Genomic DNA, 14193 nt, shown 5'->3' with positions numbered 1-14193 from the left:
ATTCCCCATCAGGATTCGACAGACCAGTAGACCATCACAGCGCGGGGGGAAGGCATCGCGAGCGGGCTTCGTACGCCTCCCATTCACGCATGCGGTTCTCGAGATCTTCATGATCGACCGATTGCGAGAGGTAGCGTTCCCGCGGGTCGGCTGTGTCGGCAGCGCAGCGCCGCACAAGACTTTCGAAAGCACGCTTGAAAGCGTCGTGTACGGACGGGCTCGGCACGTTGACTGCGTCGGCCGGCAGCGGCAACGGGAAGATTCGGCTTGTGTTCACAGTGGACTCCTCGAGTTGGAACCGCCTGTGAGGTCTTGGCCCGGCGGAACGGTAGGTCCCGAGCCTAGGGAGATCGCACGCTCAAGGAGTCATCGGAAACAATGACGCGTGAGGTCGCCGCGCGATGGAATCGATGTTGGATCAGCGGGATTCGGGCAGGCGCCCGAGCCAGAGGGATGTCAGCGCCGCCCGGTTATGCACGCCGAATTTGGCATAGATCGACTTCACGTGAATGTGCGTCGTATTCGGGCTTTGACCCAGATTGGCTGCGATCACTTTCTCCGCCCTTCCCTCGAGCAACCCCAGCAAGACCCTGCGCTCCGTTGCGGTGAGCGGCGCGTTCGCAATGAGGAGCCCGCGGCTGAGCAATTGCTGGCGATAGAACCACCGCAACCCGCGAAGCGCCAGGCCGAAAGGGTTCTTTTCCGCCGATGAGAACCGGGGAGTTTCCGTGCTTCGGAAAATGAAAAGATGCACCCGCACATCGGCATTGATCGCGCAACGCATCGACATGCTGTCCGCGTGTCCGACACCCAGGTAATGGCGCTGGTAGTGGGCGCCGTTGAACCACTCGGGAGGCAGCGCTTCAAACAGCAGCTGTGTGCGGAACGGTGCCTCGCCCGACACGGCAAGGATTTGCGAGAGGTCGACAGCCGGCAACCACAAGGTGTCGAACTGCTCCTGGACGATTCTGTTGAAAAACTCGGTCGCAGCGTTCACCGCTGCACCGTGGCGAAAATCGACCTCTCAGATCGACCCAGGATCGACGATCGCGGCCCAGGGAATGGTTTGACCACCCCTGCAAATGTGCCCAAGAGAGCGCAATTCGAGTTTTTCAACAGAATCGGACCGAAGCGGCCACCGGCGGCAAGGGCCGCAAAAGCCGGACGTACAGCGGACGCCAGCCGTTCAACGCGTCGCCCACCGCGGGGCTGGGCAGCCGCACGACCACCGACCAGAGTGCGTTGTGCGCGCCGAAGATCGAACAGAGGCTGCCGAGGAGGTGCTCCAGCGCTTCATCGCCATCGCCGATGGGGTAATTCGCGAGCTTGTCCCACAGGGCGTAGATCTGTTCGGTGCAATCGGGCATTGAAGGCTGGGCGGGGAGCGCAACTCCTAAATTCAATTGATCACCTGTTTAGGTTATTACGCGACGCAGCCCGCCTGCCTACGATCCGTCGATGAATCAACCCGGCATCGTATGGCATTCAATCATGCTTCGGCTCTCCAATCGGTCGCAGCTCATCGGGTCCTTCGCGACAGGGGCGGTCGTCTCCGGCGCTCTCCTGACCTTCGCGATGAACAGTCCGGCCGTCGGCGTCACGCCACCGATTGAACCGGCACCTGCAGCCGCGGCAGCCCCGTTCAGTGCCGCGGCGCAGTCCAGACTCGACCTGCTGCGCAACCAGGCGGCAAGCGGCGACGAATTTTCGAACTGGGCACTCTCCAATGCCCTGCTGGACAAGTTCGACTCGACCGGCGACTCGGACGACCTCTACGAAGCCATGCTTTGGGTCGACAGGCGTGCGGACATGTACGCCAATCAGGAGCTGGCTGCGCGCGTCGTTGGCCGCTACTGCGGGCACCGCGTGGTGCGCTGGCACTGGTTCTGTGTTCTGGGCGAATGACACGGGCACTGCAGGGCGCAACGCCGTAACGCACCCTTTCGGGGCAAGGACACGCCGCCCGGGATAAAGTCGCAGCTTCTCCCTGGAGACTGCACGCCTTGTTCCGTTTTTTCGAAAAACTCCTCCCCCCCTATCCCGCTGCCGAACCGGCGCTTCCCCCCACGGGCTTCTTCGCCTTCTTGTGGGCCTGCACGCAGGGCCTGCGTCTCAAGATGGCCGCCATGGCGGCGCTCACCGCGGCCATTTCCACATTCGAAGCGCTGCTGTTCGCCGTGCTCGGGCGCGTGGTCGACTGGCTCGGCGGCCAGGTGCCGTCGCGGCTGTGGGCAGACCGCGGCGACACGCTGATGTGGCTGGCCGCGCTGCTGGTCATCAGCATCGGCGTGGTCGCGCTGCAAACCATCGTCAAGCACCAGACGCTGGCGGTGAACCTGCCGATGCGCCTGCGCTGGAACTTTCATCGGCTGATGCTGGGCCAGAGCATGGCCTTCTACCAGGACGAATTTGCGGGCCGCATCACGGCCAAGGTGATGCAGACCGCGCTCGCGGTGCGCGACACCCTCTTTGTGCTGGCCGACGTGGTGGTGGCCATGGGCGTGTACGTGGTGACCATCATCGTGCTGGTGAGCGTGCTCGACCTGCTGCTGGTGGTGCCGTTCATCATCTGGCTCGTTCTGTATGCGGTTTCGCTGATGTACTTTGTGCCGCGCCTGGGCAAGGTGGGCAAAGCGCAGGCCGATGCGCGCGCGCTCATGACCGGCCGCGTGACCGACGCCTACACCAACATCGCCACGGTCAAGCTGTTCTCGCACACGCAGCGCGAAGCCGGCTTTGCGCGCGAGGCGATGCGCGAATTCATGTACACGGGCTACGGGCAGATGCGGCTGGTGAGCGCGTTCGAAATCGTCAACCACACGCTCAGCATGGGCCTGACGGCCGGCATGGCCGGCACGGCGCTGTGGCTCTGGTCGAACGGCACCGTGGGCGTGGGTGCCGTGGCCGCGGCCACCGCCATGGCACTGCGCCTGCAAGGCATGTCGCACTGGATCATGTGGGAGATGACCAGCCTGTTCGAGAACATCGGCACCGTGCAGGACGGCATGAAGACGCTGTCGCGCCCGCGCATCGTGCTCGATGCGCCCGATGCCGGCGTGCTCCATGTGCCGCGCGGGGAGGTGCGCTTCGAGCATGCGAGCTTCCGCTATGCGGATGCGGGCCGCCGCGTCATCGACGACCTGAACCTGGTGGTGAAGCCGGGCGAAAAGATCGGCCTGGTCGGCCGCTCGGGTGCGGGCAAGTCGACGCTGGTCAACCTGCTGCTGCGCTTTCATGACCTGGAGAGCGGCCGCATCCTGATCGACGGGCAAGACATTGCCCATGTGACGCAGGATTCGCTGCGCAGCCACATCGGCATGGTCACGCAGGACACCTCGCTCATGCACCGCTCGGTGGCCGACAACATCGCCTACGGCCGCCCTGACGCCACGCAGGAGCAGATCGAGGCCGCCGCCAGGCGCGCCGAGGCGCACGAATTCATCCAGACGCTGGGCGACGCCACCGGCCGGCGCGGCTACGAGGCGCACGTGGGCGAGCGCGGTGTGAAGCTGTCGGGCGGCCAGCGCCAGCGCGTGGCCATTGCACGCGTGATGCTGAAGGACGCGCCGATCCTGCTGCTCGACGAGGCCACCAGCGCACTCGACTCCGAGGTGGAAACCGCCATCCAGCAAAGCCTGTACCGGCTGATGGAAGGCAAGACCGTGATTGCCATTGCGCACCGCCTCTCGACCATTGCGGCGATGGACCGGCTCATCGTGCTCGACGAAGGCCGCGTGGTGGAAGAAGGCGACCACCGCTCGCTCATGGCGCAAGGCGGGCTGTACGCGCGACTGTGGGCGCACCAGAGCGGCGGCTTTCTGGGCGATTCGCTCGACGAAGACGAAGGCGAAGCGCTGCGGGCGTAGCCAGCTTCAGGTGGGCAAGGCGCCGGCCTCGTATTGCGCCGCGAACTCGGCGCTCGGCGGAATCGGCTTGACGATGTCGATCAGCACGCCGTTCGGGTCGCTGGTAATGAAGTGGCGCTGGCCGAAGTCCTCGTCGCGCAGCGGCAGAAGAATCGGCAGGCCGGCCGCGGCGAGCCGGTCGTGAACGGCATCTGGGTCGTCCACTTCGAAGTTGAGCAGCAGCCCGCCCGCGACCTGGCCGCGCGCGGGTGCGGGAATGGTCTCGTGCCGGCCGTCGAGCACGGCAAGGTTCACCGACGGATGTTCTGCCAGCTGCAGGTGCACGTACCACTCGCTGGTGAACAGCGGGGTAAAGCCGAAATGCGCCTGGTAGAAGCCGGCGGTTCCGGCCACGTCGTTGGTCATGATCACCGGGTAGTAGCTCGTCACTTTCATGGCGTCCGTCCTTTCAATTAACATACAGCCTGCATGTAAGTTGAATATTAATCTACAGACAGCCTGTATGTAAATGCCTAAATCACTCGCCGACGCTCATCAATCCAGAACCAACCGCGAACGCACGGAAGCCACGCGCCTTGCGCTCATCGACGCTGCGCGCGAACTGTTCGTCAGCAAGGGGTACGGGGACACCTCGACGCCCGAGATTGCTGTTGCCGCCGGTATCACCCGTGGCGCGCTTTACCACCATTTCGCGGACAAGCGCGACCTGTTCAGGCAGGTGCTGGTGCGCGAAGCCGAAACCGTGGCCGCCGACATCGAAGCGGCCACGCCGGGGCAGATGACGCCGCGCGAAGCCCTGCTGGAAGGAAGCAAGGCCTACCTGAACGCGATGAGCGTGCCGGGCCGAACGCGGCTGCTGCTCATCGAAGGCCCCGCCGTGCTGGGCCTGGAAGAACTCACGGCCATCGACGAAGCGACCTCGGCCGGCTCGCTGCGCCAAGGGCTGGAAAAAGCCGGCCTGGGCAAGGGAGAAGTCTCGCTCGACGCCCTCTCCCGGCTGCTCTCCGCAGCCTTCGACCGGGCCGCACTCGAGATGGATGCAGGCGCCGACGCGCAAGAAATCCATTCGGCAATGCGCTGGCTGCTCGAGCAGGCGCTGGGCCCCGAGCCGCGCCGCAAGCCCGCGGCCTGAGGCTGCGCCGGCGGGGCACATGCGCTCGCCTGGGTCTTGGCGAGTCCTACAGCACAGGCCGCCCCTCGCCGACAGTAACCGGCCTCCTCAGGCGCGATGCTGAAGCTGTCGTCAACAACGAGGAGTCCTCGCGTGAATTCAATCATCTATATCGTCGGTCTGGTCGTGGTTGTCGTGGCCGTGCTTTCGTTCTTCGGCCTTCGCTAGAACCAGCCATTCCTCCAGGCTTCGCACACTTCGTGCCGCTTCTCCTCCCCCTCGCCAGGGGGCAACGCCTGCGGCCCGGCAGAGCCGGTTCCGCGGTGTTGCACGAAAGGGATCGCTTGCGGTCCCTTCTCTAGCCGTTCGCACAGAGTCCTTCGCAGCGCGCCGGGCATAATTTGCGCGCTTTCCGCCATCGCGGAACGCCACTTGCGAAGGGACCCTGTTGACCAACACCGCGTTGCGCGAATCTGCTTTTCCGGACGCGGTCATTACCGAGGCGATCCGATGGACCGAAGAGAAAGGTCCACTCGACGATGCGCAAGCCATGCGCACCGCCGCCTCCCGCTCAGCTGATGCGCATGCGCGCATCACGTCGCGCGCGCTCCAGCTCGGCGAGCGCATCGGCTTTCAATCCGAACTGTCACGCATCCGACAATGGGGGCCGTGGGTGCTGCTTGGCCTGGTGGCGCTGGTCGTCGTTGCCGGCCTGGGGCTGGCAGGCAACGTGGTCGGCGGCGGCGAACGGCACATCAACGTGATCGTCGCGCTTGTCAGCCTGCTGGGCATTCACCTGCTCACGCTGCTGCTGTGGCTGGCCGGCCTGTGGCTGCCCTTCGGCTCGTTCAATACAAGCTCGCTCGGATGGATCTGGCTTTCGCTCACCGCGCGCGTAGCCGGCGGCAAGCGGGGCCAGGCACCGGTGCTGCTGCGGGCGGCCACCGGCCTCTTGAGCCGGGCCCGGTTGCTGCCCTGGGCGTTCGGGCTCGTGAGCCACGGCATCTGGGCGCTGTCTTTCGCGGTCGTGCTGGCCGCGCTGCTGTTCGCGCTTGCATTCCGCAGCTACACGCTGAGTTGGGAAACGACGATTCTCGATCCCGCCTTCTTTGTGCGCGCGGTCCATGCGCTGGGCTGGGCGCCGGCGCAACTCGGCTTTCCGGTTCCCGATGCCGCGACCATTCTCTCGGTCACCCCTGGTGCCGCGGGCCAGCGCACATGGGCGATGTGGCTCACGGGCTGCATTGCCGTGTACGGGCTGCTGCCGCGCGTTGCGCTGGTATTGCTGAGCGCCGCGGTGTGGCACAGGCGCAGGGCCGCACTGCAGCCGGACTGGAGCGAGCCCTACTACCGCAAGCTCATCGCCAGGTTCGCCGCACTCGCGCCGCCGGCCATCGTGGATGCCGACCCAGGCCGCGCGCCCGGCACCCCACCTGCCGGCCTCGCGCCTTCGGAACTGCAGGATGCGCTCTTCGTCATCGGGTTCGAGCTGCCTGCCGACCTGACATGGCCGCCCGAGGGATTGCCTGCCGCGCAGGTGCAGCGGATCGACGGCAGCGCCCCTGCTCGCCGCGCACTGGTCGACCAGCTGGCGCTGGCACGCCCGCGTGCGGTGCTGCTGGTGTGCCATGCCGCATCGAGCCCCGACCGCGGCACCGAGCGCTTTCTGCGCGAAGTGCTGGCCCATTGCGGCGAATGCCGGCTGTGGCCGGCCCATGCGGCAGAAGACGCGGCTGACGCCGGGCTGGCCCAGCGCTGGGTGGACTGGCTACAGGGCACAGGCCTGCAACGCGTCGCGGCCACGCACCGGCTCGAAGACGCCCTGCAGCAACTCGGCACGACACCATGACGCAGCAGCAAGCCATCCTCATCGCCGTCGTCGGTCACACCAACGCCGGCAAGACCTCGCTGCTGCGTACGCTCACGCGGCGCGCGAATTTCGGCGAGGTGTCGCAGCGCCCCGGCACCACGCGCCACGTGGAATCGGCCGACCTTGAAGTGAACGGCCAGGCTGCCGTGCGCTTCTTCGACACACCGGGGCTCGAAGATGCGGTGGCCCTGCGCGAGCACCTGGCCGGGCTCGATCCGCAGGCCACGCCGCCCGAGCGCATTCGCAACTTTCTGCAGGGCCCCGAGGCGCACGGCGTGTTCGAGCAGGAGGCCAAGGTGCTGCGCACCATGCTCGGCATCGATGCGGCCTTTCTCGTCATCGATGTGCGGGAGCCGGTGCTGCCCAAGTTTCGAGACGAGATCGAACTGCTCAACTCCTGCGCGCGGCCCGTACTGCCGGTGCTCAACTTTGTACGCGATGCGGCAAGCCGCGAGTCCGCATGGAAAGAGCTGCTCTCGGCTTATGGCCTCCACGTGCAGGTGCGCTTCGACGCCGCTGCGCCTTTCGTCGGGGCCGAGCGCGAGCTCTACACCGATCTTTCGACACTGCTGCGCGGCCGGCGCGAACTGCTGCACAGCGTGGTGGATTCGCTGGCCGCCGAAGCCGCCGAGCGGCGCCGCGTGGCCTCTGCGCGCATCGCCGAACTGCTGGTCGACGCCGCGGCATTGCGCCGCACCGTGCCGGCCGAAGAATTCGCGGACACCGCGCGCCGGAAGGCGCTCGTCGCCGCATTGCAGAAAGACGTTTTCGACAAGGCGCAGCGCTGCACGGACGACCTGCTCGCGCTCTACGGTTTTCGCCAGGGCGATGCCGGCGAAGCGCCGCTGCCGCTCGTCGAAGGCCGCTGGACGCTGGACTTCTTCAGCCCCGAGGCAATGAAGGACGCGGGCCTGCGTCTCGGCAAGGGCGCGGTCATCGGCGCCGCTGTGGGCGTGGTGGCGGACCTTGCCGTCGCCGGCATTTCGTTGGGCGCGGGTGCCGCGGTGGGCGGTGCCATCGGCGGCGCCGTTTCGCAGGGGTGGGGCCCCTTCGGTCGCAAGCTGGTGAACAAGCTGCGCGACGTGCACGAGCTCACCATCGAAGACGGCGTGCTGTTCACGGTGGTGGCATGGCAACTGAAGCTCACGCGCGCGCTGGAGCAGCGCGGGCACGCGGCCACCGGGCGCATTGCGGCCGAAACCAGCGCAACGCAGGACGCGCCGACACGCGCCACCGCGGCTGCCGTTCGCGCGGCGCGGCCGGCGCGCAATCATCCGGAGTGGGAGTCGAAGGGCGTGGCGGTGCGCGGCTTCTGGCGCCCTGCGCCGCAGCGCGAGGCACTTGCGGCCGAGCTCGCGCGCACGCTCCAAGGTGCTTTCGAAAACTGAGCGTCCAGCCTTCGCTTGCCTTCACTTGCAGCGTGAGGCGACGGATTCCTACGCACCGGCACTGGCACGAGCGCCAGTCTTTTTTCACGACATCGACGGCACACAGGGTGCCGTTTGTTTTGTCGCCCTCAAGAAAAAGGAGCACCCATGTCCGTTGAATGCAAACTGCTCGCCACCCCTTTGATCGGACGCGTGTGGCAAGGCCGCACGCCCATTGCGCGGGCCGACGAATACCTGCGCTACAGCTTCGAGCACGGCATCCAGGAGATCGCGAAGAAACCTGAATGCCTGGGCGTGCAGTACTTTCGCAAACTGAACGGCGACACCGCCGAATTCAGGACCGTGTCTTACTGGCAATCGATCGAACACATGCACGCCATGCACGCGCAGCGCGGCGATCCGCTGCGCGTCGCACCGCTGGCACGAGACCCCGAATTCCTGCTGGAGCTGCCGGAGTTCGTGGACATCGTCGAGGTGCACGTCAATTCGTTCGGCACCACGGGCAAGTAGCGCCCGGGCTCAGCTCTCCAGCAGGTCTTCCAGCCGCAGCGGCAGCCGGCGCAGCCGCTTGCCCGTGGCATGGAACACCGCATTCACGATGGCGGGTGCCACGCCCACCATGGCTACTTCGCCCAGGCCCTTCACGCCCATGGCGTTGAGCCGCGTGTCGGGCTTGCCGACAAAGTCGACGTCGATGCGGCCGATGTCCGCCGCAACGGGCAGCACGTATTCCGCAAGGTCGGCGTTGAGAAAGCCGCCGTAGCGCGGATCGACCTCGCTCGCCTCGCGCAATGCGGCGCCTATGCCCCACACCACGCCGCCCTCGACCTGGCTGCGCGCGGTGCGCAGGCTGGCCACGGTGCCGCAGTCGGCCACGCTGAGCACGCGCGGCACGCGGATGCGGCGCGTGGTGGGTTCGATGCGCACCTCGACGAAATGCGCAATGAAACTGAAGGCGACGAAGTCCGGATAGACCGGCCCCGCCGCAGCGGGCAGGCCGCCGGTGAGCCGGCCGAAGACCTGCTCGGGCTGGCCCGGCGCACGCATCCGGCTTTCGGCCTCGGCAAAGGGGCGGCCGGAGGCGCGCAGCAGCGCTACCGCCGTGGCGCCATTGGCATCCGCCTGCACACCGGCTTGCCCGCCGGCGTTCTGCCGCAGGTCTTCCATGAGCCGCTGGGCGGCTTCCTGCACCGGCGGCAACGCCGTGGCCGTGCCCCAGGAGCCGGCGGTCAGGTGCTGCGGCGCGGCGGTAGTGTCGCCCAGCACAATTTCCACCGCGGCCACCGGCGCGCCCAGCGTGCGCGCCACCGTCAACGCAATGGCGGTGCGAATGCCCTGCCCCATCTCGTGGCCGCCCACGGCCACCCTCACCGTGCCGTTGGCGTCCAGCCGCACCTTGGCAACAGCCGGTGCAATGGCCGCCTTGTAGGCACCGGCCGCCACGCCCCATCCGATGAGGCTGCCGTCGGCGGCGCGCATCGAGCGCGGCGCCATCGTGCGGCGCGCCCAGCCGAAGGCGGTGCTTCCCTTGACCAGGCATTCGGCCAGGTGGCGCGATGAAAAAGGCTTGCCGCTGATCGGGTCTGCAGCCGCATCGTTCGCAAGGCGGAACGCGACGGGATCGCGGCCGAGCACGCAGGCCATCTCGTCGACCGCGCTTTCGAATGCAAAGGCGGCCGGATGCTCGAACGGCGCGCGCATGTAGCCGGGCGTCTGCACGTCGGTGCGCACGAGCCGTTCGCGGCCCAGGAAGTTGCCGATGCCGTAGAGCCGCGATGTGATCTCGGTGCCGCTCGACGGAAACAGGTCGTGCCGCGAGGTCTGCTGGTCGATCTCGTGAATGGCTGCCGTCAGCTTGCCGTTGCGGTCCGCGCCCAAGCGCACATGGTGGCGGCTCGCGGGCCTGAAGCTCGCGTTGTGGAACAGCTGGCTGCGCGACAGCACGAGCTTGACCGGCTGGCCCAGTGCGCGCGCCGCCATCGCCACCAGCGCGGTGTGCGACTGCAGCGAGTTCTTCTGGCCGAAGCCGCCGCCCACGGTGGGCGACAGCACGCGCACCCTGGCGGGCTCGATGCCGAGCTGCTTGGCGAGGCCGTGGCGCACGCCTTCGGCATTCTGGGTCGGCTCGCGAACGGTCAGCACGCCGTCTGCGCTCCACTCGGCCACGGTCGCGATGATCTCCATCGGGTTCTGGTGCTGGGTCGGCAACTCATACGCCGCATCCACCGTGAATGCAGCGCCCTGGAGCGCGGCCTCCGCATCGCCCGCACGCCGGTCGGCGAACATCGGCTGCGGCAGCAATGCCGATTGCGCCTGCGGCTGGGCATCGGGCGCATCGATGCCGGCAACGAAGGGAACGGCTGCATAGGTCACCTGCACCAGCGCCGCCGCCTCGCGCGCGGCCTCCAGCGTTTCGGCCACCACCATCGCCACGGTCTGGCCACGGTAGGCGACTTGCGGCGAGCGCAGGGGATAGAAGCTCTGGAAACCGAAACCGCCGCCCATCAGGAAGCCGCCTGTGTCGAAGGCACCGACGTTCTCGTGCGTGAACACTTGCCGAACGCCGCGCACGCGCTGCGCCGCAGCGGTATCGATGCCGGTGACGGTGCCGCGCGCAATGCGCGAAGGCACCAGCGCGGCGTGCAGCAGCCCGGCGCGTGCATCGTCCGCCGCATAGCGCGTGGCGCCGCGCACCTTGTCGCGCGCGTCGACACGCTCGGCACCCGCGCGAGGCGTGTTCCTTGGCGCTGTCTTGAGGTGGGTTGCCATCTTCAGTTCCTTTCCCTGGCCAGCATCAGCGCGTCGGTCACCGTTTCGATGCCGAGCGCCACCTTGAATGCGTTGTGCTCGAGCGGCCTTGCGCGCTCGAAGGCAAGTTCGGCGGCACGCCGCGCGGCCGCCCGTGTGAACGGCTGGCCCACAAGGCTGCGCTCCGCCTGCACGGCGCGCCACGGATGCGTGGCCACGCCGCCGAGCGCAATGCGCGCGTCGGCCACACGGTTGCCCCGGATCTCCAGTGCAACAGCCGCCGATGCAAGCGCAAAGGCGTAGGACTCGCGGTCGCGGATCTTGTGGTACGTGGAGCCGCGGCCGATGGGCCCGCGCGGTATGCGAATGCGCACGATCAGTTCGTCGGCCGCGAGCACCGTTTCCAGGTGCGGCGTGGTGCCCGGCGCGCGATGGAGTTCGCGCACCGGCACCGTGCGTTCGCCGCGCGGGCTCACGGTGTCGACCTGCGCATCGAAAGCCACCAGCGCAACCGCCCAGTCGCCCGGATACACGGCCACGCAGGCTTCGCTGCCGCCAAGCACCGCGTGGCCGCGGTTCTGCCCGCCCAGCGCCGCGCAACCGCTGCCGGGCACGCGCTTGTTGCATGCAAATTCGGGCCCGCCGCGGAAGTAGGCGCAGCGCGTGCGCTGCAGCAGGTTGCCGCCCACCGTCGCCATGTTGCGCAGCTGCTGCGAGGCGGCCTTCCAGAGCGATTCCGACAAGGCCGGGAATTCGCGCTGCACCGTGGCGTTCTCGGCCACGTCGCTCATGGCCGCGAGCGCGCCGACGCGCAGTTCGGCGCGGCTCGACGTATCGACTTCGCGCAGCCCTTCGATGCGGGTGATGTCGATCACCGTGGCCGGCGCTTCAACGCCGAGCTTCATCAGGTCGAACAGCGTGGTGCCGCCTGCGAAGTAGCGCGCGCCGGGCTGGTGCCGGGCCAGCAGCTGCACGGCTTCGCCGGTGCTGCGCGGGCGGAGGTAGGCAAAGTCATGCATGGCGGCGGCCCTCCATGCGGCCTTCCATGCGAAGCACTTGCGGCGCAGCTTCGCGGATTGCTTCGACGATGCCGGTATAGGCGCCGCACCGGCAGATATTGCCGCTCATGTATTCGCGGATCTGCGCCTCGCTGGTGGCGTGGCCCTCGCGCACGCAGGCGATGGCCGCCATGATCTGGCCGGGCGTGCAGTAGCCGCACTGCAGCGCATCGTGGTCGAGAAATGCCTGCTGCATCGGGTGGAGCGTGCCGTCGGCCGACTCGATGCCCTCGATGGTGGTCACGGCGCAGCCGTCGGTCTTCACGGCCAGCGTGAGGCACGAGGCGACGCGGCGGCCGTCCACATGCACCGTGCAGGCGCCGCACTGGCCGTGATCGCAGCCTTTCTTGGCGCCGGTAAGGCCGAGCTGCTCGCGCAGCACGTCGAGCAATGAGGCGCGCGGCTCCAGCTTCAGCGGGTGGGGCTTGCCGTTGATGGTGACCCGGGTCTCGTGGGAGCCGGCGCCGGAGGGCGGTGCCGCGCTGCCGGTTTCCGCGGCCGTGCCGGTGGCGGCCGAAGCGGCGGCACCCGCGCCGGCCGCGGTGGTCATCATGAACGTGCGGCGGTTGAGGGTATGGATGGCAGGCACCGGGCCTGCCGCGTTCTGCTGGAGTTGGTTCATGGGGCTTCTCCTTTTTTTTTGGTCTTCAGAATTCGCGGCCGAGGCGCGCGTCGATCGAGACCGGCCCGCCGCCGCGCGCAGCGATGCAAAGCGCGGCGAAGACCAGCATCAGCGGGTATTCGTAGCCGCGGTCGATCCAGGGGAAGGTCGGTGCCAGCAGGTAGCAGATGACCAGCATCTGCACCACCACCATCGGCGCGACGATGCGCGTCAGGAAACCCAGCGCCAGCATCAGCCCGCCCACGCCTTCGAGCAGCGCAATGAACCACCCGATCAGCGGCGCGAAAGGCAGGTGCAGCACGTTGGCAATCAGGTTGACCGAACCTGCCATCGGGTCGCCCATGCTGCCGTGGCTGCGGCCAAGCAGCTTGGGAACGCCGTGCGTCATGAGCATCAGCCCGAACGCGATGCGCAGCAGGGCATAGCTCAGCGGCTCCAGCCGGTCGTAAACACCGCGCAGCTGCGGAAAGATCAAATGCATGAGAGCGCTCCTTGGATGTCGAAGGGGTGAGCGGAGAGTCTCTCTGTTCTGTATGGGCGAATAAATACGCAAATCTCGCCAATACAATTCAATGAAACTCAACAATCCCAGGAACACATGGACCGCTTCGACGCCATGCAGCTGTTCACCCGCATCGTCGATCTGGGCAGCTTTACCCAGGCCGCGGCCGCGCTCGACATTCCGCGTGCCACGGCCACGCATGCCATCAAGGAGCTGGAAGCCAGGCTGCACGTGCGCCTCCTGGAGCGCACCACGCGGCAGGTGCGCACCACCGTCGACGGGCAGGCTTTCTACGAGCGCTGCCGCCATCTGCTGCGCGAACTGGAGGAGGCGGAGTCTTCGCTGTCGGAGCTGGCGGTCAACCCGCGCGGGCGCCTGCGCATCGACATTCACGGCGCGCCGGCGCAGGCCATCGTGCTGCCGCGCATTCGCGAATTTCACGAGCGCTATCCGCACATCGAGCTTGTCATGGGCAGCGGCGACCGTCTGGTGGACCTGCTGCGCGAGGGGGTCGATTGCGTGGTGCGCGCGGGCGAGCCCAAGGATTCATCGCTTGTCACCCGCCGCCTGGCGCTGCTGCCGCAAGTGACCTGCGCAAGCCCGGGCTACCTGGCCGAATACGGCACGCCCACGCAGCCTTTGGAGCTTGCGAGGCACCTGGGCGTCAATTTCTTCTCGGCTTCGCGGCCCGAGGTGTTTCCGTACGAGTTCTTGGTCGACGGCAAGCTCGAGACGTACATGCTGAAGGACTGGATCAGCGTGAACAACGCCGACCTCTACAAGATCTGCGCCGAACAGGGCTGCGGGATCATCCAGGTGCCGCGCTTCAGCGTGGAGCGCCAATTGCGCGAGGGTTCGCTGGTCGAGATATTGGCGCACACGCCCTGCCCACCCATGGTCTATTCGGTGCTGTACCCGCACCATCGGCAGCTGTCGCCGCGCGTGCGGGTGTTCATCGACTGGATTGCGCAGCTCTATGCGGAGCGCTTCGGCACGGCCGCGTGAACACGCACCGGAGTCACCGTGCG

General features: G+C 67.1%; 15 protein-coding genes. 7 read left to right on the top strand and 8 right to left on the bottom strand.

Annotation, left to right across the window (positions count from 1 at the left end):
• Nucleotides 1-34: 34 nt before the first annotated feature.
• The 3 genes from EJI00_RS07630 to EJI00_RS07620 form a co-directional block, all read right to left on the bottom strand.
• Nucleotides 35-277 (bottom strand): hypothetical protein, encoded by a 243-nt coding sequence (locus EJI00_RS07630; protein WP_126746864.1) that lies wholly within the window; start codon nucleotides 275-277, stop codon nucleotides 35-37.
• A 141-nt stretch (nucleotides 278-418) separates the two neighbouring features.
• Nucleotides 419-997, bottom strand: coding sequence for a helix-turn-helix transcriptional regulator (locus tag EJI00_RS07625; RefSeq protein WP_260590500.1), 579 nt, complete (start codon nucleotides 995-997; stop codon nucleotides 419-421).
• Nucleotides 998-1112: 115 nt separating this feature from the next.
• Complete coding sequence (locus tag EJI00_RS07620) at nucleotides 1113-1367, bottom strand: hypothetical protein (RefSeq protein WP_260590498.1); 255 nt, start codon at nucleotides 1365-1367, stop codon at nucleotides 1113-1115.
• A 208-nt stretch (nucleotides 1368-1575) separates the two neighbouring features.
• On the opposite strand from EJI00_RS07620, the gene EJI00_RS07615 reads away from it, so the two are divergent.
• Nucleotides 1576-1905 carry a hypothetical protein gene (locus tag EJI00_RS07615; RefSeq protein ID WP_260590496.1) on the top strand — a complete coding sequence of 110 codons (330 nt, stop codon included), beginning with the start codon at nucleotides 1576-1578 and terminating at the stop codon, nucleotides 1903-1905.
• Nucleotides 1906-2003: 98 nt separating this feature from the next.
• Nucleotides 2004-3866, top strand: a complete 1863-nt coding sequence (locus tag EJI00_RS07610) for an ABC transporter ATP-binding protein (protein ID WP_126746863.1) — start codon at nucleotides 2004-2006, stop codon at nucleotides 3864-3866.
• Between the two features lie 6 nt (nucleotides 3867-3872).
• Here EJI00_RS07610 and EJI00_RS07605 read toward each other — a convergent pair whose 3' ends face one another.
• Entirely contained in the window at nucleotides 3873-4301 is a 429-nt protein-coding gene (locus EJI00_RS07605) for a VOC family protein (RefSeq protein WP_126746862.1), read from the bottom strand.
• 73 nt (nucleotides 4302-4374) lie between these two features.
• Between EJI00_RS07605 and EJI00_RS07600 the strand changes: the two genes are divergently transcribed.
• The 4 genes from EJI00_RS07600 to EJI00_RS07580 all read left to right on the top strand — a co-directional run bounded on the left by EJI00_RS07600 (nucleotide 4375) and on the right by EJI00_RS07580 (nucleotide 8745).
• Nucleotides 4375-4998, top strand: coding sequence for a TetR/AcrR family transcriptional regulator (locus EJI00_RS07600; RefSeq protein WP_126746861.1), 624 nt, complete (start codon nucleotides 4375-4377; stop codon nucleotides 4996-4998).
• Nucleotides 4999-5425: 427 nt separating this feature from the next.
• On the top strand, nucleotides 5426-6826 hold the full coding sequence (locus EJI00_RS07590) for a DUF2868 domain-containing protein (protein WP_126746859.1): 1401 nt from the start codon (nucleotides 5426-5428) through the stop codon (nucleotides 6824-6826).
• A complete protein-coding gene (locus EJI00_RS07585; protein WP_126746858.1) occupies nucleotides 6823-8235 on the top strand; it encodes a GTPase/DUF3482 domain-containing protein in 1413 nt (470 codons plus the stop codon). The genes EJI00_RS07590 and EJI00_RS07585 overlap by 4 nt, the downstream gene beginning before the upstream one ends.
• Before the next feature lie 147 nt (nucleotides 8236-8382).
• On the top strand, nucleotides 8383-8745 hold the full coding sequence (locus EJI00_RS07580; protein ID WP_126746857.1) for a hypothetical protein: 363 nt from the start codon (nucleotides 8383-8385) through the stop codon (nucleotides 8743-8745).
• Nucleotides 8746-8754: 9 nt separating this feature from the next.
• On the opposite strand, the gene EJI00_RS07575 is transcribed toward EJI00_RS07580, so the two are convergent.
• Genes EJI00_RS07575 through EJI00_RS07560 form a run of 4 tightly spaced genes read right to left on the bottom strand, consistent with a single transcriptional unit; the run spans nucleotide 8755 to nucleotide 13144 of the window.
• The gene (locus EJI00_RS07575) at nucleotides 8755-11004 is read right to left on the bottom strand and encodes a xanthine dehydrogenase family protein molybdopterin-binding subunit (protein ID WP_126746856.1); all 2250 of its coding nucleotides are present in this window, start codon (nucleotides 11002-11004) and stop codon (nucleotides 8755-8757) included.
• A gap of 2 nt (nucleotides 11005-11006) precedes the next feature.
• Nucleotides 11007-12002 (bottom strand): FAD binding domain-containing protein, encoded by a 996-nt coding sequence (locus EJI00_RS07570; RefSeq protein WP_126746855.1) that lies wholly within the window; start codon nucleotides 12000-12002, stop codon nucleotides 11007-11009.
• The gene (locus EJI00_RS07565; RefSeq protein ID WP_221885029.1) at nucleotides 11995-12663 is read right to left on the bottom strand and encodes a (2Fe-2S)-binding protein; all 669 of its coding nucleotides are present in this window, start codon (nucleotides 12661-12663) and stop codon (nucleotides 11995-11997) included. Before EJI00_RS07565 ends, EJI00_RS07570 begins: the two co-directional genes overlap by 8 nt.
• Before the next feature lie 25 nt (nucleotides 12664-12688).
• The gene (locus EJI00_RS07560) at nucleotides 12689-13144 is read right to left on the bottom strand and encodes a DoxX family protein (protein ID WP_126746854.1); all 456 of its coding nucleotides are present in this window, start codon (nucleotides 13142-13144) and stop codon (nucleotides 12689-12691) included.
• 117 nt (nucleotides 13145-13261) lie between these two features.
• Here EJI00_RS07560 and EJI00_RS07555 point away from each other — a divergent pair, with 117 nt between their 5' ends.
• Entirely contained in the window at nucleotides 13262-14170 is a 909-nt protein-coding gene (locus EJI00_RS07555; protein WP_126746853.1) for a LysR family transcriptional regulator, read from the top strand.
• The last annotated feature ends 23 nt before the right edge of the window (nucleotides 14171-14193 follow it).

This window comes from Variovorax sp. DXTD-1, assembly GCF_003984625.1.
Classification (GTDB): domain Bacteria; phylum Pseudomonadota; class Gammaproteobacteria; order Burkholderiales; family Burkholderiaceae_C; genus Variovorax.
This window is presented reverse-complemented; position numbering and strand designations above follow the sequence as displayed.

What these genes read in the sequence shown, in the direction of transcription:
- EJI00_RS07620 (WP_260590498.1), bottom strand. Translation starts at nt 1,367, where the DNA reads ATGCCCGATTGCACCGAACAGATCTACGCCCTGTGGGACAAGCTCGCG.
- EJI00_RS07615 (WP_260590496.1), top strand. Translation starts at nt 1,576, where the DNA reads ATGAACAGTCCGGCCGTCGGCGTCACGCCACCGATTGAACCGGCACCT.
- EJI00_RS07605 (WP_126746862.1), bottom strand. Translation starts at nt 4,301, where the DNA reads ATGAAAGTGACGAGCTACTACCCGGTGATCATGACCAACGACGTGGCC.
- EJI00_RS07600 (WP_126746861.1), top strand. Translation starts at nt 4,375, where the DNA reads ATGCCTAAATCACTCGCCGACGCTCATCAATCCAGAACCAACCGCGAA.
- EJI00_RS07585 (WP_126746858.1), top strand. Translation starts at nt 6,823, where the DNA reads ATGACGCAGCAGCAAGCCATCCTCATCGCCGTCGTCGGTCACACCAAC.
- EJI00_RS07580 (WP_126746857.1), top strand. Translation starts at nt 8,383, where the DNA reads ATGTCCGTTGAATGCAAACTGCTCGCCACCCCTTTGATCGGACGCGTG.
- EJI00_RS07575 (WP_126746856.1), bottom strand. Translation starts at nt 11,004, where the DNA reads ATGGCAACCCACCTCAAGACAGCGCCAAGGAACACGCCTCGCGCGGGT.
- EJI00_RS07570 (WP_126746855.1), bottom strand. Translation starts at nt 12,002, where the DNA reads ATGCATGACTTTGCCTACCTCCGCCCGCGCAGCACCGGCGAAGCCGTG.
- EJI00_RS07565 (WP_221885029.1), bottom strand. Translation starts at nt 12,663, where the DNA reads ATGAACCAACTCCAGCAGAACGCGGCAGGCCCGGTGCCTGCCATCCAT.
- EJI00_RS07560 (WP_126746854.1), bottom strand. Translation starts at nt 13,144, where the DNA reads ATGCATTTGATCTTTCCGCAGCTGCGCGGTGTTTACGACCGGCTGGAG.
- EJI00_RS07555 (WP_126746853.1), top strand. Translation starts at nt 13,262, where the DNA reads ATGGACCGCTTCGACGCCATGCAGCTGTTCACCCGCATCGTCGATCTG.